This window comes from Pseudomonas extremorientalis (assembly GCF_024584605.1).
Classification (GTDB): domain Bacteria; phylum Pseudomonadota; class Gammaproteobacteria; order Pseudomonadales; family Pseudomonadaceae; genus Aquipseudomonas; species Aquipseudomonas extremorientalis.
The window spans coordinates 5,929,409-5,952,723 of record NZ_CP089519.1 but is presented as its reverse complement, the minus strand read 5'-3'; the positions used below and the strand labels follow the sequence as shown (position 1 = coordinate 5,952,723).

Annotated in this window: 26 protein-coding genes; 18 read left to right on the top strand and 8 right to left on the bottom strand. The window is 62.1% G+C overall.

The genetic code is table 11. The annotated features are described in order from the left end of the window. Positions 1-116: 116 nt before the first annotated feature. From LUU92_RS27050 to madM, 13 genes are all read left to right on the top strand, one after another. Positions 117-500, top strand: a complete 384-nt coding sequence (locus LUU92_RS27050) for a polymorphic toxin type 44 domain-containing protein (protein WP_081049329.1) — start codon at positions 117-119, stop codon at positions 498-500. After that, on the top strand, positions 478-897 hold the full coding sequence (locus tag LUU92_RS27045; RefSeq protein ID WP_058426571.1) for a hypothetical protein: 420 nt from the start codon (positions 478-480) through the stop codon (positions 895-897). Before LUU92_RS27050 ends, LUU92_RS27045 begins: the two co-directional genes overlap by 23 nt. A 328-nt stretch (positions 898-1,225) precedes the next feature. After that, positions 1,226-1,465 (top strand): DUF6124 family protein, encoded by a 240-nt coding sequence (locus LUU92_RS27040; protein WP_222540583.1) that lies wholly within the window; start codon positions 1,226-1,228, stop codon positions 1,463-1,465. A gap of 196 nt (positions 1,466-1,661) precedes the next feature. After that, on the top strand, positions 1,662-2,384 hold the full coding sequence (locus LUU92_RS27035) for a hypothetical protein (RefSeq protein ID WP_257102886.1): 723 nt from the start codon (positions 1,662-1,664) through the stop codon (positions 2,382-2,384). Positions 2,385-2,504: 120 nt separating this feature from the next. After that, a complete protein-coding gene (gene mdcA, locus LUU92_RS27030; protein ID WP_257102885.1) occupies positions 2,505-4,175 on the top strand; it encodes a malonate decarboxylase subunit alpha in 1,671 nt (556 codons plus the stop codon). Further along, entirely contained in the window at positions 4,176-5,009 is an 834-nt protein-coding gene (locus tag LUU92_RS27025; protein WP_071490358.1) for a triphosphoribosyl-dephospho-CoA synthase, read from the top strand. Continuing rightward, positions 5,009-5,308, top strand: a complete 300-nt coding sequence (locus tag LUU92_RS27020) for a malonate decarboxylase subunit delta (protein WP_257102884.1) — start codon at positions 5,009-5,011, stop codon at positions 5,306-5,308. The genes LUU92_RS27025 and LUU92_RS27020 overlap by 1 nt, the downstream gene beginning before the upstream one ends. Beyond that, entirely contained in the window at positions 5,301-6,143 is an 843-nt protein-coding gene (locus LUU92_RS27015) for a biotin-independent malonate decarboxylase subunit beta (protein WP_222540581.1), read from the top strand. The genes LUU92_RS27020 and LUU92_RS27015 overlap by 8 nt, the downstream gene beginning before the upstream one ends. After that, complete coding sequence (gene mdcE / locus LUU92_RS27010) at positions 6,140-6,910, top strand: biotin-independent malonate decarboxylase subunit gamma (RefSeq protein WP_257102883.1); 771 nt, start codon at positions 6,140-6,142, stop codon at positions 6,908-6,910. Before LUU92_RS27015 ends, mdcE begins: the two co-directional genes overlap by 4 nt. Beyond that, the gene (locus LUU92_RS27005; RefSeq protein ID WP_257102882.1) at positions 6,904-7,491 is read left to right on the top strand and encodes a malonate decarboxylase holo-ACP synthase; all 588 of its coding nucleotides are present in this window, start codon (positions 6,904-6,906) and stop codon (positions 7,489-7,491) included. Before mdcE ends, LUU92_RS27005 begins: the two co-directional genes overlap by 7 nt. After that, the gene (gene mdcH / locus LUU92_RS27000; protein ID WP_257102881.1) at positions 7,488-8,387 is read left to right on the top strand and encodes a malonate decarboxylase subunit epsilon; all 900 of its coding nucleotides are present in this window, start codon (positions 7,488-7,490) and stop codon (positions 8,385-8,387) included. The genes LUU92_RS27005 and mdcH overlap by 4 nt, the downstream gene beginning before the upstream one ends. Positions 8,388-8,454: 67 nt before the next feature. Further along, a complete protein-coding gene (gene madL, locus LUU92_RS26995) occupies positions 8,455-8,859 on the top strand; it encodes a malonate transporter subunit MadL (RefSeq protein ID WP_257102880.1) in 405 nt (134 codons plus the stop codon). Position 8,860: 1 nt separating this feature from the next. Continuing rightward, the gene (gene madM / locus LUU92_RS26990) at positions 8,861-9,625 is read left to right on the top strand and encodes a malonate transporter subunit MadM (RefSeq protein WP_257102879.1); all 765 of its coding nucleotides are present in this window, start codon (positions 8,861-8,863) and stop codon (positions 9,623-9,625) included. 98 nt (positions 9,626-9,723) lie between these two features. Here the strand turns inward: madM and LUU92_RS26985 are convergent, their stop codons facing one another. After that, on the bottom strand, positions 9,724-10,644 hold the full coding sequence (locus LUU92_RS26985; protein WP_071490351.1) for a LysR family transcriptional regulator: 921 nt from the start codon (positions 10,642-10,644) through the stop codon (positions 9,724-9,726). A 143-nt stretch (positions 10,645-10,787) separates the two neighbouring features. On the opposite strand from LUU92_RS26985, the gene trhA reads away from it, so the two are divergent. Continuing rightward, positions 10,788-11,405, top strand: coding sequence for a PAQR family membrane homeostasis protein TrhA (trhA, locus tag LUU92_RS26980; protein ID WP_058426584.1), 618 nt, complete (start codon positions 10,788-10,790; stop codon positions 11,403-11,405). Here trhA and LUU92_RS26975 read toward each other — a convergent pair. Continuing rightward, on the bottom strand, positions 11,400-12,302 hold the full coding sequence (locus tag LUU92_RS26975) for a LysR family transcriptional regulator (RefSeq protein ID WP_257102878.1): 903 nt from the start codon (positions 12,300-12,302) through the stop codon (positions 11,400-11,402). The two genes, trhA and LUU92_RS26975, sit on opposite strands and share 6 nt — an antisense overlap. A gap of 108 nt (positions 12,303-12,410) precedes the next feature. Between LUU92_RS26975 and LUU92_RS26970 the strand changes: the two genes are divergently transcribed. After that, positions 12,411-13,634 (top strand): D-amino acid dehydrogenase, encoded by a 1,224-nt coding sequence (locus LUU92_RS26970; protein WP_257102877.1) that lies wholly within the window; start codon positions 12,411-12,413, stop codon positions 13,632-13,634. A gap of 34 nt (positions 13,635-13,668) precedes the next feature. Then, a complete protein-coding gene (locus LUU92_RS26965; RefSeq protein WP_071490348.1) occupies positions 13,669-14,571 on the top strand; it encodes a transporter substrate-binding domain-containing protein in 903 nt (300 codons plus the stop codon). Positions 14,572-14,573: 2 nt separating this feature from the next. Here the strand turns inward: LUU92_RS26965 and LUU92_RS26960 are convergent, their stop codons facing one another. Both LUU92_RS26960 and LUU92_RS26955 read right to left on the bottom strand, forming a co-directional pair. Further along, positions 14,574-15,293 carry a 16S rRNA (uracil(1498)-N(3))-methyltransferase gene (locus LUU92_RS26960; protein ID WP_071490347.1) on the bottom strand — a complete coding sequence of 240 codons (720 nt, stop codon included), beginning with the start codon at positions 15,291-15,293 and terminating at the stop codon, positions 14,574-14,576. 30 nt (positions 15,294-15,323) lie between these two features. After that, positions 15,324-16,730: an adenosylmethionine--8-amino-7-oxononanoate transaminase gene (locus LUU92_RS26955; RefSeq protein WP_093120675.1), complete on the bottom strand. Its 1,407-nt coding sequence runs from the start codon at positions 16,728-16,730 to the stop codon at positions 15,324-15,326. A 273-nt stretch (positions 16,731-17,003) separates the two neighbouring features. Between LUU92_RS26955 and LUU92_RS26950 the strand changes: the two genes are divergently transcribed. Further along, on the top strand, positions 17,004-17,555 hold the full coding sequence (locus tag LUU92_RS26950; RefSeq protein WP_222540577.1) for a cytochrome b: 552 nt from the start codon (positions 17,004-17,006) through the stop codon (positions 17,553-17,555). A gap of 32 nt (positions 17,556-17,587) precedes the next feature. Further along, positions 17,588-18,166 carry a YceI family protein gene (locus LUU92_RS26945; protein WP_071490344.1) on the top strand — a complete coding sequence of 193 codons (579 nt, stop codon included), beginning with the start codon at positions 17,588-17,590 and terminating at the stop codon, positions 18,164-18,166. A gap of 64 nt (positions 18,167-18,230) precedes the next feature. Here the strand turns inward: LUU92_RS26945 and rhlE2 are convergent, their stop codons facing one another. The 4 genes from rhlE2 to metF all read right to left on the bottom strand — a co-directional run bounded on the left by rhlE2 (position 18,231) and on the right by metF (position 23,201). Beyond that, positions 18,231-20,114, bottom strand: coding sequence for an RNA helicase RhlE2 (rhlE2, locus tag LUU92_RS26940; RefSeq protein ID WP_071490343.1), 1,884 nt, complete (start codon positions 20,112-20,114; stop codon positions 18,231-18,233). A 221-nt stretch (positions 20,115-20,335) separates the two neighbouring features. After that, positions 20,336-21,127, bottom strand: a complete 792-nt coding sequence (locus LUU92_RS26935; protein ID WP_222540576.1) for a substrate-binding periplasmic protein — start codon at positions 21,125-21,127, stop codon at positions 20,336-20,338. A 63-nt stretch (positions 21,128-21,190) separates the two neighbouring features. Then, on the bottom strand, positions 21,191-22,273 hold the full coding sequence (locus LUU92_RS26930) for a hypothetical protein (RefSeq protein ID WP_257102876.1): 1,083 nt from the start codon (positions 22,271-22,273) through the stop codon (positions 21,191-21,193). A gap of 82 nt (positions 22,274-22,355) precedes the next feature. Next, a complete protein-coding gene (gene metF / locus LUU92_RS26925) occupies positions 22,356-23,201 on the bottom strand; it encodes a methylenetetrahydrofolate reductase [NAD(P)H] (RefSeq protein ID WP_257102875.1) in 846 nt (281 codons plus the stop codon). Positions 23,202-23,315 lie beyond the last annotated feature (114 nt).

The window sequence follows — 23,315 nt, the reverse complement described above, 5'->3', positions numbered from 1 at the left end:
AATGTCGGAACTGAATGTTATTTGTGTAAGTAATTTCTTTAACTGGATTGGGCCGGTTTTCTGGCCTGAGTGGGATGCTAGGTTCGGCGCTTCCCTTTGCCAGTAAGGACACGCAAATGGCTGTGCCGTTAATGCCTCCCGGTGTTTCAATGTTTGAAAATATGGCGATTGCCAAGTGCAAGCGCATCCATCTCAGGCCGGGTTCGGCGTTTGCCTATTCTTGGTTTTATTCGCAGGTCAGAGCTGCAGGGCCGTGGAACTACAAGAAGCAAGGGCGTCAATACGAGGCTTTTGGTAATTTCAATTACGGTGCCACGGGCACGGTGTTAGGCATTCCCGATCATGTGTTACTGCGGGCTGCAGGAGTTGCTCAAACCATCGCCAAAACCACCCTGCCGGATTTTGGCTCATGGTGGGGAGATGATCCTTTTGGTGATGACCCGCGAGATCAATATTGGATAAGGAGAGGTATCGAGTATGCGATTTCACAAGGCTACTGAAGGCCTCATACCGATCCTGCGTAACTGCCTGCTGGTGGGCTGCCTGATTTATATCGCAGGCAGTTGGTTACTATCACCCGGAACACCGGATTTGGACGAAGTGGTGTTGAAGCATTCCTTGGGCAACGGCTCCTCGATCTATGGCGCGCGGGATGGCCAAGGCGGTGCAACGGTGGGCTTTTCATACCGCTACTACGTGCATAGGAACTTGAGTAACGATCGGGAAATACTCACCACATTGGTGTCGGCGCATCCTTTTCTGAAAACCAAGGAACCCAATGTTCAAGTGAGTGAGCATGAGGGCGTGCTTACATTGGATATTCAGGGGCGAGTGTACGAGTACAACAGCTATGCCCTCGAAGGTCTTGGCCCGATCAAGGTGGTGATGGGGCTGTGATGGACTGGGCTTCGGATTTTTCCTGCAAGATTTTGGGCTGTGCATGAACTTGTCGGGCGCGGACAGCGCGCCTAGTCTTCGTCCCGTCATCGCAAAAAACGGTGACACGGACGTGCAAGTCCGACGAAACTGTTTAGGCGTACAAACGCCCAGCCATCCAACGGGCGTTTTTTGTGCTCGCTGCTTTATGGCGGCTGCGCGCAGGAGGTCTTCGGACCTGCTGGGTGTCCTAAACAGGCCCGGTCTTGCACACCTGCGCACGGTCGCCACCCTTATTCGCGTGCAAGCGAAAGGTGGCGCTCCTTACTCACTGTTTAGGAGTTTCATCATGATCAAACCAACCCCCAATCCGCCCCTCTTCACCGTAAACCCTCACCAAGACACCGAAGCCCTGCTGGTCAACGCCAGCGAAACCCTGTCCTCCCTCAACGCACTCACTTGCAACCTCGCCTTCGACCTGGACACCTCCCAGCGCGCGATCATGCTCGGCATCCAGCAAATGGCTGAGTTGGGGCAATTGCTGGTAGATCGGGCCTTGGAGCAAGTCAGCCCGGCGCCGGCCTCTTGAAACGGTCCCAAATAGGGACTGATCGTTCCCTATTTGGGACCGCTACTTAAGGCACCTCTGAACACGTGTGGCGAGCGGGGCAAGCCCGCTGGCCACAGAGGCATACCTTGCCGCGTCGCAATTGCTCGCTCCATCGTAAAGATCCCCACCCCACTGCCGATAGCCAAGGGAGTTTTTCGACAGAAGTATCGACGCAATGTGGCTTTTGGATGGGTTTGCCTGGCTGTACGACCTCAACCGTTTTACCGGCACGCTTCTGATGTGGTTTGGCGTGCTGGTGCTCACGGCAGCGGTGACCATGAACGTGCAGTCCAATCGTGGGAAGCTGTGGGGGTTCATGATTACCACCGCAGGCGCGGTGTTTATCCTGGTGTACCTGGAAAGCCTGAAGCTGGTCGGTGCCGATAAGGCAATCAGGGGCGTCGTGAGTAATTTTGTGGTCATGACCCTGGGCGGTCTTGGCTCGGGTCTGCTGGCGGTGGCGATATCCAAGGGGCCGACCCCGGAAGAAGACAAACAGGCCCGAGGGTTTATCCGTGATCGTCTGCTGGATGCGCTTGAATACGCCTTCGTGTACGTCGCGATTTGCGCGTTCACCGTGTTCGCGGTGTGCTTGCCACTCAACCTGCTGGGCTGGCCTCCCGTCGACGAGCACGACTTGCTGAGCCTGCTGATGGTGTGCCTGGGTGCCCTGCTGGGTTACGCGATAACCTCCCGTCCCAATCGCTTGAGCAACTGGGAGCAACTGGGCGGCTGCGCGCTGGTGGCGCTGCTCTTGCTGCTGTCGCCGGTTTACGCCCAGGCGCTGTCGGGCCTGTGGGAGTGGAGTTGGGCGGGTGTGTTGGGGCTGCACGGTTTTGCCGCGTTGGCATTGTTAAGAACCATATGGTTCCACCGCAGCGAATGGCACAGCACCTGAACGCCCGTGTTCATTGAGCCATCATTAATCCAGGCGTAACAGTCCAGCGCTCAGCTTGATTGATGGCCCCCTCAATCACTCCTAAGGTAAGCCCCACGACAGCAAACCCGTGGAGCGACCATGACAACAACAATCACCCCCGACTCACGCTGGACGCGGCGGCGCGACGAGAAGCAGCGGCGGCTCGGGCTGGTCAGGCAATACGCAGACGGTGCGGTGCTGCCCAGCGACAGGATCGTCGAGGCGCTTGAGGCGCTGATCCTCCCCGGCGACCGCGTGGTGCTGGAAGGCAACAACCAGAAACAGGCTGATTTCCTCTCGCGCTCCCTGGCCAAGGCCGACCCGGCCAAGCTCCACGATTTGCACATGATCATGCCCAGTGTCGGCCGCTCCGAGCACCTGGACCTGTTTGAAAAAGGCATCGCCCGCAAGCTGGACTTTTCCTTCGCCGGCACCCAATCCCTGCGCATCAGCCAGTTGCTCGAAGACGGCTTGCTGGAAATCGGCGCGATCCACACCTACATCGAACTCTATGCGCGGCTGGTGGTGGACCTGATCCCCAACGTGGTGCTTTCCGCCGGCTTCATGGCCGACCGCGCCGGCAACATCTACACCGGCGCCAGCACCGAAGACACTCCGGCGCTGATCGAGCCAGCTGCGTTCAGCGATGGCATCGTCATCGTGCAAGTCAACCAGCTGGTGGACGACGTCACCGACTTGCCCCGCGTCGACATCCCCGCGAGCTGGGTGGACTTTGTGGTGGTGGCCGACAAGCCGTTCTATATCGAGCCGCTGTTTACCCGCGATCCCCGCCACATCAAGCCGGTGCATGTGTTGATGGCGATGATGGCGATCCGTGGCATCTACGAAAAACACAACGTGCAATCCCTCAACCACGGCATCGGTTTCAACACGGCCGCCATCGAGCTGATCCTGCCGACCTACGGCGAATCCCTCGGCCTCAAGGGCAAGATCTGCCGCAACTGGACCCTCAACCCGCACCCCACGCTGATCCCCGCCATCGAAAGCGGCTGGGTGGAGAGCGTGCATTGCTTCGGCACCGAACTGGGCATGGAAAATTACATCGCCGCCCGCCCGGATGTGTTCTTCACCGGTCGCGACGGCTCGATGCGCTCCAACCGCATGTTCTGCCAGCTCGCCGGCCAATACGCGGTGGACCTGTTTATCGGTGCCACCCTGCAAGTCGACGGCGACGGCCATTCCTCCACCGTGACCCGTGGCCGACTCGCCGGTTTTGGTGGCGCGCCGAACATGGGCCATGACCCACGCGGTCGCCGCCATGGCACACCCGCATGGCTGGACATGCGCCACGACGATGCGCCCGAAGCCTTGCTGGAGCGCGGCAAAAAACTCGTGGTGCAAATGGTCGAGACCTTCCAGGAAGGCGGCAAACCCACCTTCGTCGACATCCTCGACGCCGTGGAAGTCGCACGCAAAAGCGGCATGCCCCTGGCGCCGATCATGATCTACGGCGATGACGTCACCCACCTGCTCACCGAAGAAGGCATCGCGTACCTGTACAAGGCGCGCTCCCTCGAAGAGCGCCAGGCGATGATCGCCGCTGTCGCGGGCGTCACGGCCATCGGCATGCGCCACAACCCAAAGGACAGCGCACGCATGCGCCGCGAAGGCCTGATCGCCTTGCCCGAAGACCTGGGGATTCGCCGCACCGACGCCACCCGCGAGTTGTTGGCCGCCAAGAGCGTAGCCGACCTGGTGGACTGGTCTGGCGGCCTGTACAACCCGCCCGCCAAATTCAGGAGCTGGTAAATGCGCGCCCTCAAACTGCGTGAACTCAGCCTTGCGGATCGCCTGGCTGACATGGCCGTCGATGCGCTGATCGATGAAGCCGACCTGTCGCCCAAACCCGCCCTGGTGGATAGGCGTGGCAACGGCGCCCATAGCGATTTGCACTTGGGCCTGATGCACGCTTCGGCGTTGTCGCTGTGGCCGATGTTCAAGGAAATGGCCGAGGCCGCGATTGAGATCGGTGAAGTCGGTTTGCCCCTGCGTGAAGCCCTCGGGCGTCTTGGCCGTGACGGTGAGCAGGCAATGCTGACCACCACCAACGGCGTGAACACCCATCGTGGCGCGATCTGGGCACTCGGGCTGCTCACCGCCGCCGCCGCGCTGCAACCACGCGCCGTGACGCTGACTGCCGCCAGACTGGCCCTGCTCCACGACCGCTTCGCCCCACAACCCATGAGCCATGGCGCCCAGGTTGCCCAACGCTACGGCGCACGCGGTGCCCGTGAAGAAGCGCAGCTCGGCTTCCCGTCCGTGGTGCAACGTGGCCTGCCGCAACTGCGTAAAAGCCGCCTGCACCATGCCGGCGAACAGAACGCTCGCCTGGACGCCTTGCTCGCGATCATGACCGAGCTGGCCGACACTTGCGTGCTCTACCGCGCCGGCACCGAAGGCCTTCAAGCCATGCAGCACGGTGCCCAAGCCGTGCTGGACGCTGGCGGCAGCGCAACCCTGGCCGGTCGGCGCCAACTGCATGAGCTGGACCAGCAACTCCTGGCCCTGAATGCCTCCCCCGGCGGCGCCGCCGACCTGTTGGCCGCCTGCCTGTTTATCGACCGCCTCGACGGAGCGTTGTGATGGAAACCTTATCCTTTGAATTCCCCGCCGGGCAGCCGCCAAAAGGCCGTGCGCTGGTGGGTTGCGTCGGCTCGGGCGACCTGGAAGTGCTGCTGGAACCGGGCACGCCGGGCACCCTGACCATCCAGGTGCAGACTTCGGTGAACGGCGCCGAACAACGCTGGCAACATCTGTTCGAGAGGATGTTCCAGGAGCAGACGCTACCGGCCTTGAACATCGATATTCACGACTTCGGTGCCACCCCTGGCGTGGTGCGCTTGCGCCTGGAGCAGGGTTTCGAGGAGGTCGGCCATGACTGACTTGCTCGCCAGACACAGCTTCGTCGAGCTGGGCGCTCGGCAGCGCGCCAAGGCTTTGCTGGACGTTGGCTCTTACCGCGAATTGATCGACCCGTTCCAGCGTGTCATGTCGCCGTGGCTCAGCCGCCAGGGTGTGGTGCCCCAGGCCGATGACGGTGTGGTGATCGCCAAGGGCAGCCTCGGCGGGAAACCGGTGGTGATTGCCGCCATCGAAGGCAACTTCCAGGGCGGCAGCCTCGGCGAAGTGGGCGGTGCGAAAATCGCCGGCGCATTGGAACTGGCGGCCGAAGACAATCGCAAGGGCATCCCGACCCGCGCTGTGTTGTTGCTGGAGACTGGTGGCGTGCGCTTGCAGGAGGCCAACCTGGGCCTGGCGGCGATTGCGGATATCCATGCGGCGATTGTCGACCTGCGTCAGTACCAGCCGGTGATCGGCGTGGTGGCGGGCAGTGTCGGTTGCTTTGGCGGCATGTCTATCGCGGCCGGATTGTGCAGTTACCTGGTGGTCACTCGCGAAGCACGCCTTGGCTTGAATGGCCCGCAAGTGATCGAACAGGAAGCGGGGCTTGAAGAGTACGACTCCCGCGACCGGCCCTTCATCTGGAGCCTTACCGGCGGCGAGCAACGCTTCAACAGTGGCTTGGTCGACCGTTACGTGGCGGACGATGTGGCCGAGATTCAACAGACTGTGAGTGCGCTGCTGCAACAAGGCCTGCCCGCCCGACAACGCAGCCGCCAGTCCGAATATTACCTGGCGCGCCTGGCCGAACTGGACGCTACGCCGCAGATCGACCCGGCGACGGTGCGCGCGCTGTATCAAGGAGAACGCTCATGAGAGGTTTGCAGTGGTTCAACGCATTGAGCGCCGGCGCCACGCCTGTCGAGGGTTTGCCGAACTCCGTGAAAGTGGCCGACGGCCTGCTGGACGAACGAGCCGTACGCTTTATCGCCGTGGTCACCGACCCCCAAAACCGTTTCCCCCGCGCACGCAATGGCGAAGTCGGTTTGCTGGAAGGTTGGGGTTTGGCGAAGGCTGTCGATGAAGCCATCGCCCGTGGCGACAAGCGCCCCATCATCGCCATCGTCGACGTGCCCAGCCAAGCCTATGGCCGTCGCGAAGAAGCCCTCGGCATCCACCAGGCGCTGGCGGCCGCCGCCGACAGCTACGCTCGCGCACGGCTGGCCGGGCACCCGGTGATCGCGCTGCTGGTGGGCAAGGCCATGTCCGGCGCGTTCCTCGCCCACGGTTACCAGGCCAACCGCCTGATCGCCCTGCGCGACCCCGGCGTGATGGTGCACGCCATGGGCAAGGCTTCGGCGGCGCGGGTGACCCTGCGCAGCGTCGAAGAGCTGGAAGCCCTGGCCGCCAACGTGCCGCCGATGGCCTATGACATCGATAGCTATGCCAGCCTCGGTCTGCTCTGGGAGACGCTCTCGGTCAGCCAGATCGAACAGCCCACTGCGGACGACGTGGCGCGGGTCGGCGATTGCCTGATGCATGCGATCAAGGATATCGGCAACACCGACTTGAGCAGCCGCCTCGGCGCTACCAACCGCGCCGCCTCCAGCCACGTGCGCCAACTGCTGCGGGAGCAATGGTGAACGCCCACGACCTGCTCTGGGGCATGACCCCGGCGCACCTGCCCGCTGACGCGCCGGCGTGGGCGAAGGATGCGGTTGGCACGGTAGTCGTGCGTCGCGCCATCGTCGCGCCGGGCTTTGTCGCGGTGGGCGTGCGTGGGCGTTTGCGCGAGCAGCGGTTTGCCGCGTTGATGCCGATGGCAGCCGTACAGCGGCGGGTCGCGCCGGAAGCGTTGCGCGATGTGGTGTCGACAAGGGATCTACCGGCATTGCAGGCCCTCGATCAACTGCGGCCCGTGCTGGCGCCATTGAGTTGGGGCGTCACGGGCAGCGCAGGGTTTGAGTTGGCAACGGGCATTGAAGCCCTGCATGCCCAGAGCGACCTGGACCTGATTCTGCGCACGCCCGAGCCGCTGGATCGCAACGATGCACGCGACCTGCTGGCCACTTTGGATGAAGTTACGTGTGCCGTGGACCTGCAACTGCAGACACCTTTCGGCGCCGTCGCCTTGCGCGAATGGGCCGGTCCATCACGGCGGGTGCTGTTGAAAACCGCCAACGGTGCGCATTTGGTCACTGATCCCTGGCAGGCCGTGGCATGAGCAGCCTTCTGGTGTTCCCAGGGCAGGGCGCCCAGCGCCCGGGCATGCTCCAGGCGGTGCCGGCCGACGTGCTGGAGCAGGCCAGCGATGCCTTGGGTGAAGACGTTCGCACCTTGGATTCGGCCGAGGCCCTGGCCAATACCCGCGCTGTACAACTCTGCCTGCTGATCGCCGGCGTGGCCAACGCCCGCCTGCTGCAACACACGCCGGACTACGTCGCAGGCCTGTCCATTGGTGCCTATGCGGCGGCGGTGATTGCCGGCGCGATGGACTTCAACGAGGCAATCAAGCTGGTCAGCCTGCGCGGTGAGCTGATGCAAAACGCTTATCCACAGGGCTACGGCATGACCGCGATCATCGGCCCCGAGTTATCCACCGTCGAAAACCTGCTGGCCGAAATCCACAGCCCTGAAACCCCGGTGTATCTGGCCAATATCAATGCCGATAATCAGACCGTCATCGCCGGCAGCGACCAGGCCATGAAATGCGTCGCCGACCGCGTCAAGGGCAATGGCATCGCCAAGCGCCTGGCTGTCAGCGTGCCCTCCCATTGCGCATTGTTGGACCAACCGGCACAGGCCCTGGCCCAAGCCTTCGGTACGCTCAAGACGCCGCGCATCACCTACCTGAGCAGCACCCGCGCACGGCCCATTCACACCCCCGAGCAACTGCGCGACGACCTGGCCTTCAACATGTGCCGCGTCGTCGACTGGCGCGGCACCGTGCAAAGCGCCTACGAGCGCGGCGTGCGCCTGCAAATCGAACTGCCACCGGGCGCCGTGCTCACCGGCCTGTCACGCCGGGTGTTTGAACAAGGCACGGTGATCGCCTTTGAGGGCGCACGCCTGGACACCTTGCAGGCCCTGCTGCAAGAGGAGGAGCGCCGCCACCGATAGAGCACTACCCAAGGCTTTCGAAGCACAACAACAACAATTTCGATCGAGCACTTTGAGGACAACAACAATGATTATCTACGGTGTGGCATTACTGGCGATCTGCACGCTCGCGGGCGTGATTATGGGCGACATGCTCGGCGTGTTGCTGGGTGTCAAATCCAACGTCGGCGGGGTGGGGATCGCGATGATCCTGTTGATCTGCGCCCGCCTGTGGATGCAAAAGCGTGGCGGCATGACCAAGGACTGCGAAATGGGCGTGGGATTCTGGGGTGCCATGTACATCCCGGTGGTCGTGGCGATGGCTGCGCAACAGAACGTCGTCACCGCCTTGCACGGCGGCCCGGTAGCGGTGCTGGCGGCGATCGGTTCGGTGGTGGTGTGTGGTTGCACGATTGCCCTGATCAGCCGCACGCACAAGGGCGAGCCGTTGCCCGATGAAGAGCGGCTGATTGCTCCAGTGGGAGGTCGCTGATATGTGGGATCTCATCGAAAAAGGCCTGGAACACAACGGCCTGATCACCGCGTTTGCCTTCGTGGGTGTGGTCATGTGGCTCTCCGTGGTGCTGTCCAGGCGCCTGACCTTCGGGCGCATTCATGGCTCGGCGATTGCCATCGTTATCGGCCTGGTATTGGCCTGGGTCGGTGGCACGATTACCGGCGGTCAGAAAGGCCTGGCGGACCTGGCGCTGTTCTCCGGCATCGGCCTGATGGGCGGCGCGATGCTGCGCGACTTTGCCATCGTCGCCACGGCTTTCGAGGTGCAAGCCACCGAGGCGCGCAAGGCCGGGATGATTGGCGTGATCGCGCTGCTGCTGGGGACGATCCTGCCGTTCATCGTAGGCGCGAGCATGGCTTGGGCGTTTGGTTATCGCGATGCGATCAGCATGACCACCATTGGCGCAGGGGCTGTGACCTACATCGTCGGCCCGGTGACCGGCGCGGCGATTGGCGCGACCTCGGATGTGATGGCGCTGTCGATTGCCACCGGCTTGATCAAGGCGATCCTGGTCATGGTCGGTACGCCGGTCGCGGCGCGCTGGATGGGCTTGGACAACCCGCGTTCGGCGATGGTGTTTGGTGGGTTGGCCGGCACCGTCAGCGGTGTGACGGCGGGGCTGGCGGCGACGGATCGGCGGTTGGTGCCGTATGGCGCGTTGACGGCGACGTTCCACACCGGGCTGGGCTGCCTGCTTGGGCCTTCGTTGCTGTATTTCATTGCGCGCGGCCTGGTTGGGTAAGGGGTCTATCAGGGCCTCATCGGGGGCAAGCCCCCTCCCACATTTGAACTGCGAACACATTCAAGTGTGGGAGGGGGCTTGCCCCCGATAGCGGTGTGTCAGGCCGGCACCTGGCGGTTGGCATACATCCGACACTCTGCCAGCAACGCCAGCAGGTTCGGGTCCCTTTCCTTGGCCTTCAGGAACACCACCCCGATATGCTGCTGCAACCGATACCTGGGTTGCAGCGGTATCAGCTTCACGCGGTTCTCATACACCGCCGCAATCCGCCCCGGCAGCAGCGCATAACCCACGCCCGAGCTGACCATGCTCAGCAGCGTGAAGATATCATTGACCTGCATCGCCACCTTCGGCTCGAACCCCGCCTGCTTGAACACACGGTTGCCATCCTGGTGCGTGGCGAAGCCTTGGGTGAGGGTGATGAAGGTCGCGTCGCGCACGTCGGCGAGGTCGATTTCCCGCTCGCGGTCGAAGGGTGAGTCGGCCGGGGTGGCGAGGAAGATATCGTCGGAAAACAGCGCGATCTGTTCGCAGTCGGGGTCGTTGGCGTGCTCATCCAGGGAGATGAGGATCGCGTCTACTTCCATGTTCTTGAGCTTGTAGAGCAGGTCGAAGTTTGAACCCAGGATCAGGTCGATATTGAGCTCGCTGCGGCGGATCTTCAGGCCCATGATCAATTGCGGCACGGTCTTCACCGTCAGCGAATACAGCGAGCCCAGTTTGAAGCGTTCGGCGGAGAACCCGGCGGCTTCGCGGGTCAGGCGTACGCTGTCGACCACGTCGGCCACCAGTTTCTGTGCACGCTCTTCCAATACGTAGGCGCTTTCCAGCGGCGTGAGGTTGCGCCCTTCGTGTTTGAACAGCGGGCAGCGCAGGGCGTTTTCCAGGGAGTGGATGGCGCGGTGTACGCTCACATTGCTGGTTTGCAGCTCGGCGGCGGCGCGGGTCAGGTTGCCGGTGCGCATGAACGCCAGGAAGATTTCCAGTTTCTTGAGGGTGAATTCTTCGTCGATCAGCATGGCCGTGGCTCTTGTTCGAATGCCGTCGATTGTGCCCGCAAAACCGTTCGGCGTCGCCGGAACGTCATAAGCCGCTTGCACTCTTATGCGCAAGGCTGGACGCTTGCCAGCCAGTCCTAACGGTTACAGGAGGCCAGTGACAGATGTACCACGGGGAACGATTCAACGCCTGGAGCCATTTGCTCGGTGCAGTCGCGGCGTGTATTGGCGCCGTGTGGATGTTGGTGGTGGCGAGCCTGGACGGCAGCCCCTGGAAGATCGTCAGCGTGGCGATCTATGGCTTTACCTTGATGGTGCTGTACAGCGCGTCCACCGTGTACCACAGCGTGCAGGGGCGGCGAAAAGAGATTATGCAGAAGGTCGATCACTTTTCGATCTACCTGTTGATCGCCGGCAGCTACACGCCATTTTGCCTGGTGACCCTGCGCGGGCCGTGGGGCTGGACGCTGTTCGGGATTGTGTGGGGGTTGGCGGTGATCGGGATTTTGCAGGAGATCAAGCCGCGCTCGGAGGCGCGCATCCTGTCGATCGTGATCTATGCGGTGATGGGCTGGATCGTGCTGGTGGCGGTCAAGCCGTTGCTGGCAGCATTGGGGACGGCCGGGTTTATCTGGCTGGCCTCGGGCGGGGTGTTGTACACCGTCGGCATTATCTTTTTTGCCTTGGAGGATCGCCTGCGGCATTCCCATGGCATCTGGCATTTGTTTGTGATCGGCGGCAGCCTCCTGCATTTTGTGGCGATCATGCATTACGTCTTATAGCCGCTCCAGAAGCTCCCTGGCACGGTGGCCAAAAATCTCCAGCAGATTGGCCAACATATGCGGCGGCGCCTCGTCGGCGCGGGTCAGGGCGTACAGGGTGACTGGCAGCGGCGGGGTCAGGGGGCGGATGCAGGTCGTGGTTGTCGACGCGCCCAGCGCGGTGAAGGGGTCGATCACCGTCAGACCCGCGCCGGATTCCACCATGGCGCGAGCCAGGGAATAGGTTTGCACCGAGATCGTCACCCTGGGCGGTGGGTCGACGTTTTCGAGGTAGCTGTCGAGCTTCGCCGCCAATGGGTCGGCGCTGGAGAGGCCGATCAGCGGTGCGCCTGCCAGGTCAGCCAACGGCAAGGGCTGGCTCAGTTCGGCTGGCGGCCAATAGCCTTTGGACGCCAATGCCACCAGCACACCGCCCGCCAGCACCTGCGTGATCAACCCCGGATGGCCGGAAAAGTTGAGCGTCAGCGCCAGGTCAATCTCACGCATCAGCAGCTTCTGCACCAGCTCGCGGCTATGGTCGCTGGACAGCTCGCAGGTCATGTCCGGGTAATCGTTTTTCCACTGCAGAATCGCCGGCGGCAGCAGCGACAGCGCCAGCGCAGGGATCGCGCCGATGCGCACACTCTGGCCCGGTTCTCGGCGCAAGGCCTTGGCCAGGCGCCGCACACCTTGCAGGCTATCGGTGACTTTCTCCACTTCGCTTTCCAGCGCCAGGGCTTCCGGGGTGGGCAGCAACTTGCCGCGTACCCGCAGGAACAGGGGGAAACCCAACTGCAATTCGGCGTGTTGCAACACTTTGGTCACCGCCGGTTGCGAGACATGCAGCAACTGCGCGGCGGCGCTGACCGAACCGGTCTGGCGAATGGCCTGGAAGATTTCGATATGACGCAAGCGCATGGCAAGTCCATAACCTTTGTTTATAGGTGACCCATCTTTATTCATTGTCGGTGGCCTGTCACCTGCTCTTAGGCTTGAGGCCTCTTGATTCAATGACGGGCGGCGGGAATGGTGTGCATTATTGGCGGTGGGGTGATTGGACTGGCCAGCGCATACGCGTTGGTGCGTGCAGGTCATGAGGTAACGGTGATCGATGCACGCGAGACCCTGGGCAGTGAAACCAGCTTCGCCAACGGCGGGCAATTGTCCTATCGCTACGTGGCGCCCCTGGCCGATGCTGGCGTGCCGCTGCAAGCCATTGGCTGGTTACTGCGCGGTGACTCGCCGCTGAAGCTGCGCCCGCGCCTCGACCCCCGGCAATGGCGCTGGATGGCGGCGTTCCTCGGCGCCTGCCGTGGTTCGGTGAACAAGCGCAATGCCGCGCACCTGTTGCGCCTGGCCTGCCTGAGCCAGGACACCTTGCAGCAGTGGCGCGAGCACGACCACCTGGACGGTTTCGACTGGCGGCGCAACGGCAAGCTGGTGACCTTTCGCAACGCCAGCTCCTTTGAGCATGCCCGCGGCAAGGTCACCGATATCCTGCAACAGCAGGTGCTGTCGGCCGCTGATTGCGCTCGCCTGGAGCCGGCGCTGGCGGGCGGTGGATTTGTCGGCGGGATCTATACACCCAATGAAGAGGTCGCCGATTGTCATGCCTTCTGCCAGCGATTGGCGGCGCGGCTGGAGGCATCGGGGCGTTGCATCTTCTTGTTGGGGCGCAAGGTCACCGGGATCCGCCATGCCGAGGGCGCGGTGCAGGCCATCGAGATCGGTGATGAAGTGATGCCGGTCGAACACCTGGTGCTGGCGGCGGGGTATCGCAGCGCCGAGTTGGGCGTGTCGCTGCCGCTGTACCCGCTCAAGGGCTACAGCCTCAGCGTGCCGATTGGCGCTCGGCACCAGGCGCCGAACGTGAGCATCACCGACTATGACCGCAAGATGGTCTACGCACGTATCGGCGAACAACTGCGGGTCGCCGCCATGGTCGATATCGTCGGTTTCGACGCCCGCCTCGAACCCAAGCGCCTGGCGCTGATGAAACGCCAGGCCGTGCAGACGTTTCCGCTGGCGGGGGATTACGCCCACGCAGTGGAATGGGCCGGCATGCGCCCGGCCACCCCGACCGGTGTGCCGCTGATTGGCGCGGGTGTCTACCGCAACCTGTGGCTGAACCTGGGTCACGGCGCACTCGGCTTCACCCTGGCCTGTGGCAGCGGCCAGTTACTGGCCGAGTTGATCGGCCGGCGAACGCCTTCCATTGATATGCAGGGCCTTACGCCCCGCGCTGCGTAAAGACTCACAAACCGAAAACCAACGGAGAATAACAATGAAAAAGATCCTGTTGACCGGCTGCACCCTGGGGCTTTTGCTGGGCGCGCAGGCCCATGCCAATCAAACGCCGCTGGACGGTACGCTGGGCAAGATTGCCGACGCCAAGTCCATCACCTTGGGCTATCGCGATGCGTCGGTACCGTTTTCCTACGTGGGGGATAACAGTGGCAAACCCATGGGCTATTCGGTGGAGTTGGCGAACAAGATCGTCGAGCGCATCCAACAGAAAACCGGGGTGGCCAAGCTCACTGTGAAGTACAACCTGGTGACGTCTCAGACCCGTATCCCGCTGGTGCAGAACGGTACCGTCGACCTGGAGTGTGGCTCCACCGGGGTGACCGCCGAGCGCCAGAAGCAAGTAGCGTTCTCCTACGGGTTTATCTATGTGAAGGGGCAGTTGCTCACGGCAAAAGACAGTGGCATCCAAGGCTTTGCGGACCTTGCAGGCAAGAATGTGGTGACCACGGCCGGCACCACCAACGAGCGTTTCCTCAAAAGCTACAACGCCGAGCACAAGGCCAATATGTTCGTGATCAGCGCCAAGGACCATGGCGAAGCCTTCAAGATGCTTGAGACTGGCCGCGCGGCGGCGTTCTACATGGACGACGCGTTGCTCTACGGCGAACGCGCCAAGGCAAAGGACCCGCACAACTGGGTGGTGGTGGGCGAGGAGCAATCCCGGGAAATCTACAGCTGCATGGTGCGCAAGGACGACCCGCAGTTCCTGGCGGTGGTCAACGAGACGCTCGCAGACCTCTACCGCAGCGGCGAGATCAATGGGATTTACCAGCGCTGGTTCGAACAGCCGATTCCACCCAAGGGCCTGAACCTGGAATTCCCGATGACCAGCGAGTTGAAGGCGATCATTGCCCAGCCGATCAGCGATCCGGTGGAGTAACCCTAGAAGTCGCCCCACAACTGCTGGGCGACGGCCAGCGCCACTACCGGCGCCGTCTCGGTACGCAACACCCGCGGGCCGAGGCGGGCGGCGTGGTAGCCGGCGCCTTGGGCGGTTTCGACTTCATGGTCGGTCAAGCCGCCCTCGGGGCCGATCAGAAAGGCCAGGCTGGCAGGCTTGGCATGGCTGATCATCGGCTCAGCCACCGGGTGCAGCACCAGCTTCAACTGCGCCTCGGTCTGCTTCAACCAGTCTGCCAGCAGCAGCGGCGGGTGGATCGCCGGCACCGTCGAACGCCCGCATTGTTCACAGGCGCTGATCGCCACCTGGCGCCAGTGCAGCAAGCGTTTGTCGGCACGCTCGTCCTTGAGGCGCACTTCGCAACGCTCGCTGAAAATCGGCGTAATCGCGTTGACGCCCAGTTCGGTGGCTTTCTGGATCGCCCAGTCCATACGCTCGCCCCGGGACAAGCCCTGTCCGAGGTGGATATGCAGCGGTGATTCGGCCTGGCCTGCGAAGCACTCTGTCAGTTGCACAGTGACGCGTTTCTTGCCGACTTCCAGCAGCGTGCCCAGGAATTCCTGGCCGGAGCCGTCGAACAATTGCACGGCATCGCCTTCGCCCATGCGCAGCACGCGACTGATGTAGTGCGCCTGGGCTTCGGGCAGTTCGTGGTCGCCGATGCTCAGCGGGGTGTCGGTGAAAAAGCGGGACAGTCTCATTTCTGTTCTCTGGAAAAGGAGTGCGGGCAATCAGCCCGGATCACGGAAGCCTGGGTGGAAGTCTTTTGGCACCGCCACACTGACTGTGCTGTTGGTGGCGATATCGATGCCTTCGCTGGCGACCTCGGCGAGGAAGTCGATCTGCTCCGGGGTAATCACATAGGGCGGCAGGAAGTACACCACACTGCCCAGCGGCCGCAACAGCGCACCGCGCTCCAGGGCATGCTCGAATACCTTCAAGCCACGGCGTTCCTGCCACGGGTAGGCGGTCTTGGTGGCTTTGTCCTGGACCATCTCGATGGCCAGCACCATGCCGGTCTGGCGTACTTCCGAGACGTGAGGGTGGTCCACCAGGTGCGCAGTGGCAGTGGCCATGCGCTGGGCCAGGGCCTTGTTGTTCTCGATGACGTTGTCTTCTTCAAAGATATCCAGGGTCGCCAGTGCCGCCGCACACGCCAGCGGGTTGCCGGTGTAGCTGTGAGAGTGCAGGAAGGCGCGCAGGGTGGGGTAGTCGTCGTAGAACGCGCTGTACACGTCTTCGGTGGTGACCACGGCTGCCAGCGGCAGGTAGCCGCCGGTGAGCGCCTTGGACAGGCACAGGAAGTCCGGGCGGATACCGGCTTGCTCGCAGGCGAACATACTGCCGGTACGGCCGAAGCCAACAGCGATTTCGTCGTGGATCAAGTGCACGCCGTAACGGTCGCAGGCTTCGCGCAATAGCTTGAGGTAAACCGGGTGGTACATGCGCATGCCGCCAGCGCCCTGGATCAACGGTTCGATAATCACAGCGGCCACGGTGTCGTGGTGCTCGGCGAGGGTCTGTTCCATCACCCGGGCCATCGTGCGCGAGTGGTCTTCCCAGCTCACGCCTTCGGGGCGCAGGTAACAGTCCGGGCTCGGCACCTTGATGGTGTCGAGCAACAGCGCCTTGTAGGTCTCGGTAAACAGCGGCACATCGCCCACCGACATCGCGGCGATGGTTTCGCCGTGGTAGCTGTTGGTCAGGGTGACGAAGCGCTTCTTGTTCGGCAGGCCGCGGTTGAGCCAATAGTGGAAGCTCATTTTCAGCGCGACTTCGATGCACGACGAGCCGTTGTCGGCATAGAAGCACCGGGTCAGGCCTTCGGGCGTCATCGCCACCAGACGCTCGGACAGCTCGATCACCGGCTGGTGGCTGAAACCGGCGAGGATCACGTGTTCCAGTTGATCGACCTGGTCCTTGATGCGCTGGTTGATACGCGGGTTGGCGTGGCCGAACACGTTGACCCACCACGAGCTGACGGCGTCGAGGTAACGCTTGCCTTCGAAGTCTTCCAGCCATACGCCTTCACCGCGCTTGATCGGGATCAGCGGCAGTTGCTGGTGGTCTTTCATCTGGGTGCAGGGATGCCACAGCACGGCAAGGTCGCGTTGCATCCACTGGTTGTTCAAGCCCATCGGTGATCTCCTCGAAGCGGTCCTGCGGCCGGCGCAGGTGAAACAATCGCGCAAGCCTATGCAATGGGCGGCTGTGTCACAAGCCATTACCGGTGAATTCGCAGTAAACGCGAGACGGTCTGTCACGTTTCTTAGGAATAGTCCTTAATCCATTGTTAACGTACTGTGCATAACCTCTTGATCGTATTTCTCGATATTTCAAAGCGAAATTTTCCGCTTTAATTCGATAGGTAAATCGCTAGTCTTGGGCACAGTTCTTACGGGATTAAGTACATGCAGCTACGCAATTCACCGGCCCGCTATGGTTGGGTCAGCATGGTTTTGCACTGGGGCGTGGCCCTGGTGGTGTTTGGCTTGTTCGCCCTGGGCCTGTGGATGGTCGGTCTCGACTACTACAGCGCCTGGCGCAAAGAAGCGCCGGACCTGCACAAGAGCATAGGCATCACGCTGTTCGCCATCATGCTGGTGCGTATCGTCTGGCGCCTGGTGAGCCCGCCGCCGCCACCGCTGGCCAGTTACAGCCGCATGACCCGTATCGGCGCGGCCTTTGGTCACGCCTTCCTTTATCTCGGGCTGTTTGCCGTGATGATCGCCGGTTACCTGATTTCCACCGCAGACGGTGTCGGTATCCCGGTGTTTGGTCTGTTTGAGATTCCTGCCGTGGTTTCCGGGCTACCGGACCAGGCAGATACCGCCGGCCTTGTGCACCTGTACCTGGCCTGGGTGTTGGTGGTCTTCGCTGGCTTGCACGGCGTGGCTGCATTGAAACACCACTTTATCGATCGTGATGCGACCCTCACGCGAATGCTGGGGCGCAAAGCCTGATGTTCAACCTCGACTCACAAGGAATAGAAAGCATGTTGAAAAAGACCCTCGCTGCTCTGGCAATCGGTACTGCCCTGCTGTCCGCAGGCCAGGTGATGGCTGCTGACTACAAGATCGACAAAGAAGGCCAGCACGCCTTCATCGACTGGAAAATCAGCCACCTGGGCTACAGCTACATTCACGGTACCTTCAAGGACTGGGACGGCACCTTCAGCTGGGATGCCGCCAAGCCAGAGGCCAGCAAAATCGCGGTCGATGTGAAGACCGCCAGCCTGTGGTCCAACCACGCAGAGCGTGACAAGCACATCGCCAGCAAAGACTTCCTGGACGTTGCCAAGTTTGCCGACGCCAAGTTTGTGTCCACCGCAGTCAAGCCCACTGGCGAAAAAACCGCTGACGTAACCGGCGACCTGACCTTCCACGGCGTGACCAAGCCTGTGACCTTCAAGGCCACTTTCAACGGTGAAGGCAAGGATCCATGGGGCGGCGAACGTGCCGGCTTCAATGCCAAGACCACCGTCAACCTGAACGACTTCGGTATCAAAGGCCCAGGCCCTTCCTCGCAGACAGTGGACCTGGACATCTCGCTGGAAGGTGTTAAGCAGAAGTAATTTCTGCCCGCACAAAAAAGCCCCGCATCGAAAGATGCGGGGCTTTTTCATGGGGCTATAAAACTCAGCGATTGCGTGTCAGCAGCGCTGGCTTTTCACCACGAGGACGGCCTGGCAACTGATCCAGTTGCTCCGGTGTCGGGAAGCGATCTACTTTCGACTCCTTGTGGATGATCTTCGGCGCCGGGCCACCGCGCGGGTTCTGCACAGCCGGTTCGGACAAGCGAGGCTGGTCGTCACGGGCCGGGCGGCGGTTGTTGTTGCGCGAGTCTTCGCGACGGGCCTGGCCGTCACGGGGTGCGCCATTGCGCGGGCCATTGCGCTTGGCAGGCGGCGTACCGGTGGTACCGCCGCTGCTGTTGCGAGGGCCATTCTGACGGCCGCCCTGTGGCTGGCCTCCACGTGGAGCGCCTGCACCCGCGCCTTGCGCCGGAGCACCAGGGCGACGGCCACGGCCTTGGGCCGGTTTGGCCTGGGGCACGTAGTCAACGCGGTTACCGAAGTTATCCACATCGTCGTCGAGGAACTCGTCCGGAGCACGGTCGGCAGCAGCGCGTGGCGGCTGGCTCGGCTGGCGCTGTTCGCGGGCCGGGGTGCCTTCGCGGGGCTTCTGCTCACGGGCCGGGCGTTCGCCACGGCCGCTGGTGGCGGATTTTTCCTTGCCCTTGTCCTTGCCCTTGTCGCGACGACCACCGCCACCCCCGCCGCCGTTCGGGCCATCGCCCTTCGGACCGCGTGGGTTGCGTGGGTTGCGCACGTCCGGGCGCTCGCGCGCTTCTGGCTTTTCGGCCTCCACGGCGCTGGCATCGAAGCCCATCAGGTCGCCATCGGCGATTTTCTGCTTGGTCATGCGCTCGATGCTTTTCAGCAGTTTTTCTTCGTCCGGCGCGACCAGGGAGATGGCCTCGCCCGAACGACCGGCACGGCCGGTACGGCCGATACGGTGTACGTAGTCTTCATCGACGTTCGGCAGCTCGAAGTTGACCACGTGCGGCAGTTGGTCGATATCCAGGCCGCGAGCGGCGATATCGGTGGCCACCAGGATGCGCACCGAGCCGGCCTTGAAATCAGCCAGGGCCTTGGTGCGCGCGTTCTGGCTCTTGTTGCCGTGGATGGCGACGGCGGTGAGGCCGTGCTTGTCCAGGTACTCGGCCAGGCGGTTGGCGCCGTGCTTGGTGCGGGTGAACACCAGCACCTGTTCCCAGGCGCCTGCGGTGATCAGGTGCGCCAGCAGCGCACGCTTGTGGCTGGCGGCCAGGCGGAAGACGCGTTGCTCGATACGCTCGACCGTGGTATTCGGCGGCGTGACTTCGATGCGCTCCGGGTTGTGCAACAGCTTGCCGGCCAGGGCGGTGATGTCCTGGGAGAACGTGGCCGAGAACAGCAGGTTCTGGCGTTTGGCCGGCAGGCGGGCGAGGACCTTTTTCACGTCATGGACAAAGCCCATGTCGAGCATGCGATCGGCTTCGTCCAGCACGAGGATTTCCACGTGGGACAAGTCGACGCTGCCTTGGCCGCACAGGTCGAGCAAACGACCGGGGCAGGCCACCAGCACGTCGACGCCACGGGACATGGCCTGAACCTGTGGGTTCATGCCGACGCCGCCGAAGATGCAGGCGCTGACGAACTTCAGATCGCGGGCATACAGCTTGAAGCTGTCATGCACCTGGGCGGCGAGTTCGCGGGTTGGGGTCAGGACCAGTACACGCGGTTGGCGTGGGCCGTGACGCTGGGATTTGTCCGGATGACCGTTGGGGAACAACCGCTCCAGAATCGGGAGGGCGAAACCGCCGGTTTTACCCGTACCTGTCTGAGCCGCAACCATCAGGTCGCGGCCTTGCAACACGGCGGGAATGGCCCGCTGTTGCACCGGAGTAGGCTCGGTATAGCCCGCTGCCTCGATGGCGCGGACTAAAGCCTCGGAGAGACCGAGGGAAGCAAAGGACATGAGTAATCCTGTTTTAGTTAGGGCTTGGCCCAAAGGGATAATCTTGCCGGGCGTGAATGGCGCTTAGAGGAGCGCAACCCCGTCCGGTCCTGCTGCGTCTGGCGGGCACTCCACCGGCTCGCGCGGGCTGAAAGCTGCGCTGTAGCGGGGTTGGCTGCCTTTTTCAAGACCTCAGCGGCCGGGCGTGAGCCTGGCGGAAAGGCCGGAGTATAACAGAGCAATCACGGCGCGCTGCTTTCCTGCTGCTCAACGGTGTGTTCAGAGGCCGTAATGGCCTGGATTCCACCATATTTGGCACTCAAGGCGCTATAGGCCGGCTCCTGCTTGAAACGTTTGAGCTCGGCGGCAAAGCGCTGTACCAGGAGGTCCATGCCTGCACCACGGCGTACCGCGAGGAATTGCTGCTGGCGGCTGACCACGGCCGGTGCCTGGCTGACCTTGCCTTCCAGGCCTAGCGCCTTGATCACATGCTGGCCCACTCGACGGTCGGTGATCACCAGGTCGATGCGTCCCAGCATCAATTTGCCAAAGTTGGCCTCATGGCTCGGTGCCGGTTCGCGGTTGAACAGACTGGAGTCGCTGAACGCCGCGCCGTACAGGTAGCCCGGCGACGTGCCGACGGTCAGGCCGCTCAGGTCTTCGAGGCTTTGCACTGGGTGGGGTCGCTCATTGGCGTAGAACAGCGTGAACTGCACTTCGGACAACGGCTCACTGGGGTATAGCAGCAAGGCGTCGCGCTCATGGCTGTGGAAAATATCCAAAGCGCCATCGGCATGGCCTTGGTCCAGCATGGCCAGGCAGCGCTTCCAGGGCAGGAACTGCCATTCCACATCTACGCCCAGGCGCTGGAACACAATCACTGTGGTTTCATAATCCAGCCCCCGCATGCTGCCCTGGTCCTCATACACGTAGGGCGCCCAGGGCTCGGTGACAATGCGCAGTTTCTCGCCATAAGCGGCGAGGCTCAAGCAAGTGAAGAGGGCAGCAGTCAACAACTTCAGAATGACGGGCATGCCCTGAGGTTACGACGCTCCCGCACTAAAGAGAAGCTCTGGCACGCGCATCTGCGGGCAGTGCTATTTTCCCTCTGAGGTCATGAGGTGTTCGTAGATGGCTGCGCGCCGTTCGCCCAGAATCAGGCGCACCAGGGGGTTGGCGAACCAGTGTTCCAGTTGATGGGCGTCGACGGGGCATTTCTGGCGCTCTTCCTGGTTCTGCCGCGCCTTGTCCCACCAAACCTGGCCACAGGCCTGGTCGAATTCGTTTTCGTGCTCGTAGCAACCGTAGAGAATCTCGCGGATGAACTGCTGCTTGCGTTTGGGCAGCGCGAGGGTAATCAGCTTGTACATGAGGCGTTGCAGGCGCGGCGGGCGCGGTAGGTGCGCGGAAACCTTGCGGGTATCGGCCAGTGCCTGCGGGCTGATCGGGTCGGTAGCATGTTTGCTGATCCACGCCCTGACCTTGGCGCGAAACAGCTGCTTGCGGCTCCAATAGTGGTGGATCAGGTCGGGACACTGGCGCACGTTGACCTTGCGGTACGCGGCAACCGACAGGCAGAACTCTTCCAGGGTGTAGGCACCGTGAGCCATTGGGAACAGCTCGTCCATCAGTTCTATCGAATGATCCAGCAGGTGCGCATCCTGCCGGGCCAGGCCCATGACGCCGGAGTTGAGCAGGTACATATCGTTGTCGGCCAGGCCTTTTTGCTCCAAGTGCGGGGCCAGGGCTTCATACAGCACGCTCTCACGGTTATCGCCGTATTTGGCGTGGAAGGCATTGCACAGCAAGGTGCCGGGGGCAACGCGCTCGAACAGCGCCATGGGCGAGTCGTGGAAAAACGTGTCGGTGTCGATGAGCAGCGCCCGTTCTGCGGTTTCCAGCACTTGGCGCAACAGCACATGCTTGGTGCGGAAATGGTAGCCGTGGGGTTCGCTCCAGTGCTTGCGGGTGGCTTCGTCAAGTGTGTGGACCTGCACCGGCAGGTCAACGTAGGGCGTCGGGTTGTCGCTGAACACCTGGATGTCCAGGGGCATGTCCTGCGTGCCGCCCAGATGCGCGAGTGCGCTGGCGATACTGAATACGGCTTCCTGATGGTAGGTCTCGGCGCCGAAGACCAGGTAGACCAGTTGCGGGCGAGGTGTCGGGGACGCTGTATTCATGTACTGCTGGCTTCCATTCCGGGAATGTATGGACAAAAAAAGCCCTCGTGTAAACGAGGGCCTGGATGCTGCTTGAACGACCTCAGCGCGGCAGCTTGAGGTTGTTCCAGATGGCCAGGCTCGGCTCAGCCTGGTTAAGGGTATAGAAGTGCAACCCTGGCGCGCCACCTTGCAACAATTCTTCACACATTGTGCTGATGACCTGTTCGCCGAACGCCTGGATGCTCTTGACGTCGTCGCCATAGGCTTCCAGCTGTTTGCGCACCCAGCGTGGGATCTCGGCACCGCAAGCATCGGAGAAACGCGCCAGCTTGCTGTAGTTGGTGATCGGCATGATGCCCGGCACGATCGGGATGTTCACGCCCATGGCCCGTACACGCTCGACGAAGTAGAAGTAGCTGTCGGCGTTAAAGAAGTACTGGGTGATCGCACTGTCGGCGCCAGCGTTGGCCTTGCGCACGAAGTTCTGCAGGTCGTCGTCGAAATTGCGTGCTTGTGGATGCATCTCCGGGTAAGCCGCGACTTCGATATGAAAGTGGTCGCCGGTTTCTTCACGAATGAAACTCACCAGTTCATTGGCGTAGCGCAGCTCGCCGCTGGCCATGCCCATGCCGGACGGCAGGTCGCCACGCAGGGCGACGATGCGCTTGATACCAGCAGCTTTGTACTGGGTCAGCAGGCCGCGCAGGTCGGCCTTGCTGTCGCCCACGCATGACAAATGCGGAGCGGCGGGAACTTTGACTTGGCTTTCCAGCTGCAACACGGTGTTGATCGTGCGGTCACGGGTCGAGCCGCCAGCGCCGTAGGTGCAGGAGAAGAAGTCCGGGTTGTAGCTGGCCAACTGCGTGGCAGTCGCCATCAGTTTTTCATGCCCAGCATCGGTCTTGGTCGGGAAGAACTCGAAGCTGTAGCGACGGTCTTGGGACATGGTAATAACCCTTTGAAACTCAGATACCGGAAGTCATGCACCGATTTAATGTTGGAGGGGACTTGCCCCCGATGAGGGTGTGTCAGTCGACATATCTGTTAACTGGCATTTCGT

Bases quoted from the DNA above. Each gene is read 5' to 3' on its own strand.
- LUU92_RS27050 (WP_081049329.1), top strand. From the start codon at position 117: ATGGCTGTGCCGTTAATGCCTCCCGGTGTTTCAATGTTTGAAAATATG.
- LUU92_RS27045 (WP_058426571.1), top strand. From the start codon at position 478: ATGCGATTTCACAAGGCTACTGAAGGCCTCATACCGATCCTGCGTAAC.
- LUU92_RS27040 (WP_222540583.1), top strand. From the start codon at position 1,226: ATGATCAAACCAACCCCCAATCCGCCCCTCTTCACCGTAAACCCTCAC.
- LUU92_RS27035 (WP_257102886.1), top strand. From the start codon at position 1,662: ATGTGGCTTTTGGATGGGTTTGCCTGGCTGTACGACCTCAACCGTTTT.
- mdcA (WP_257102885.1), top strand. From the start codon at position 2,505: ATGACAACAACAATCACCCCCGACTCACGCTGGACGCGGCGGCGCGAC.
- LUU92_RS27025 (WP_071490358.1), top strand. From the start codon at position 4,176: ATGCGCGCCCTCAAACTGCGTGAACTCAGCCTTGCGGATCGCCTGGCT.
- LUU92_RS27020 (WP_257102884.1), top strand. From the start codon at position 5,009: ATGGAAACCTTATCCTTTGAATTCCCCGCCGGGCAGCCGCCAAAAGGC.
- LUU92_RS27015 (WP_222540581.1), top strand. From the start codon at position 5,301: ATGACTGACTTGCTCGCCAGACACAGCTTCGTCGAGCTGGGCGCTCGG.
- mdcE (WP_257102883.1), top strand. From the start codon at position 6,140: ATGAGAGGTTTGCAGTGGTTCAACGCATTGAGCGCCGGCGCCACGCCT.
- LUU92_RS27005 (WP_257102882.1), top strand. From the start codon at position 6,904: ATGGTGAACGCCCACGACCTGCTCTGGGGCATGACCCCGGCGCACCTG.
- mdcH (WP_257102881.1), top strand. From the start codon at position 7,488: ATGAGCAGCCTTCTGGTGTTCCCAGGGCAGGGCGCCCAGCGCCCGGGC.
- madL (WP_257102880.1), top strand. From the start codon at position 8,455: ATGATTATCTACGGTGTGGCATTACTGGCGATCTGCACGCTCGCGGGC.
- madM (WP_257102879.1), top strand. From the start codon at position 8,861: ATGTGGGATCTCATCGAAAAAGGCCTGGAACACAACGGCCTGATCACC.
- LUU92_RS26985 (WP_071490351.1), bottom strand. From the start codon at position 10,644: ATGCTGATCGACGAAGAATTCACCCTCAAGAAACTGGAAATCTTCCTG.
- trhA (WP_058426584.1), top strand. From the start codon at position 10,788: ATGTACCACGGGGAACGATTCAACGCCTGGAGCCATTTGCTCGGTGCA.
- LUU92_RS26975 (WP_257102878.1), bottom strand. From the start codon at position 12,302: ATGCGCTTGCGTCATATCGAAATCTTCCAGGCCATTCGCCAGACCGGT.
- LUU92_RS26970 (WP_257102877.1), top strand. From the start codon at position 12,411: ATGGTGTGCATTATTGGCGGTGGGGTGATTGGACTGGCCAGCGCATAC.
- LUU92_RS26965 (WP_071490348.1), top strand. From the start codon at position 13,669: ATGAAAAAGATCCTGTTGACCGGCTGCACCCTGGGGCTTTTGCTGGGC.
- LUU92_RS26960 (WP_071490347.1), bottom strand. From the start codon at position 15,293: ATGAGACTGTCCCGCTTTTTCACCGACACCCCGCTGAGCATCGGCGAC.
- LUU92_RS26955 (WP_093120675.1), bottom strand. From the start codon at position 16,730: ATGGGCTTGAACAACCAGTGGATGCAACGCGACCTTGCCGTGCTGTGG.
- LUU92_RS26950 (WP_222540577.1), top strand. From the start codon at position 17,004: ATGCAGCTACGCAATTCACCGGCCCGCTATGGTTGGGTCAGCATGGTT.
- LUU92_RS26945 (WP_071490344.1), top strand. From the start codon at position 17,588: ATGTTGAAAAAGACCCTCGCTGCTCTGGCAATCGGTACTGCCCTGCTG.
- rhlE2 (WP_071490343.1), bottom strand. From the start codon at position 20,114: ATGTCCTTTGCTTCCCTCGGTCTCTCCGAGGCTTTAGTCCGCGCCATC.
- LUU92_RS26935 (WP_222540576.1), bottom strand. From the start codon at position 21,127: ATGCCCGTCATTCTGAAGTTGTTGACTGCTGCCCTCTTCACTTGCTTG.
- LUU92_RS26930 (WP_257102876.1), bottom strand. From the start codon at position 22,273: ATGAATACAGCGTCCCCGACACCTCGCCCGCAACTGGTCTACCTGGTC.
- metF (WP_257102875.1), bottom strand. From the start codon at position 23,201: ATGTCCCAAGACCGTCGCTACAGCTTCGAGTTCTTCCCGACCAAGACC.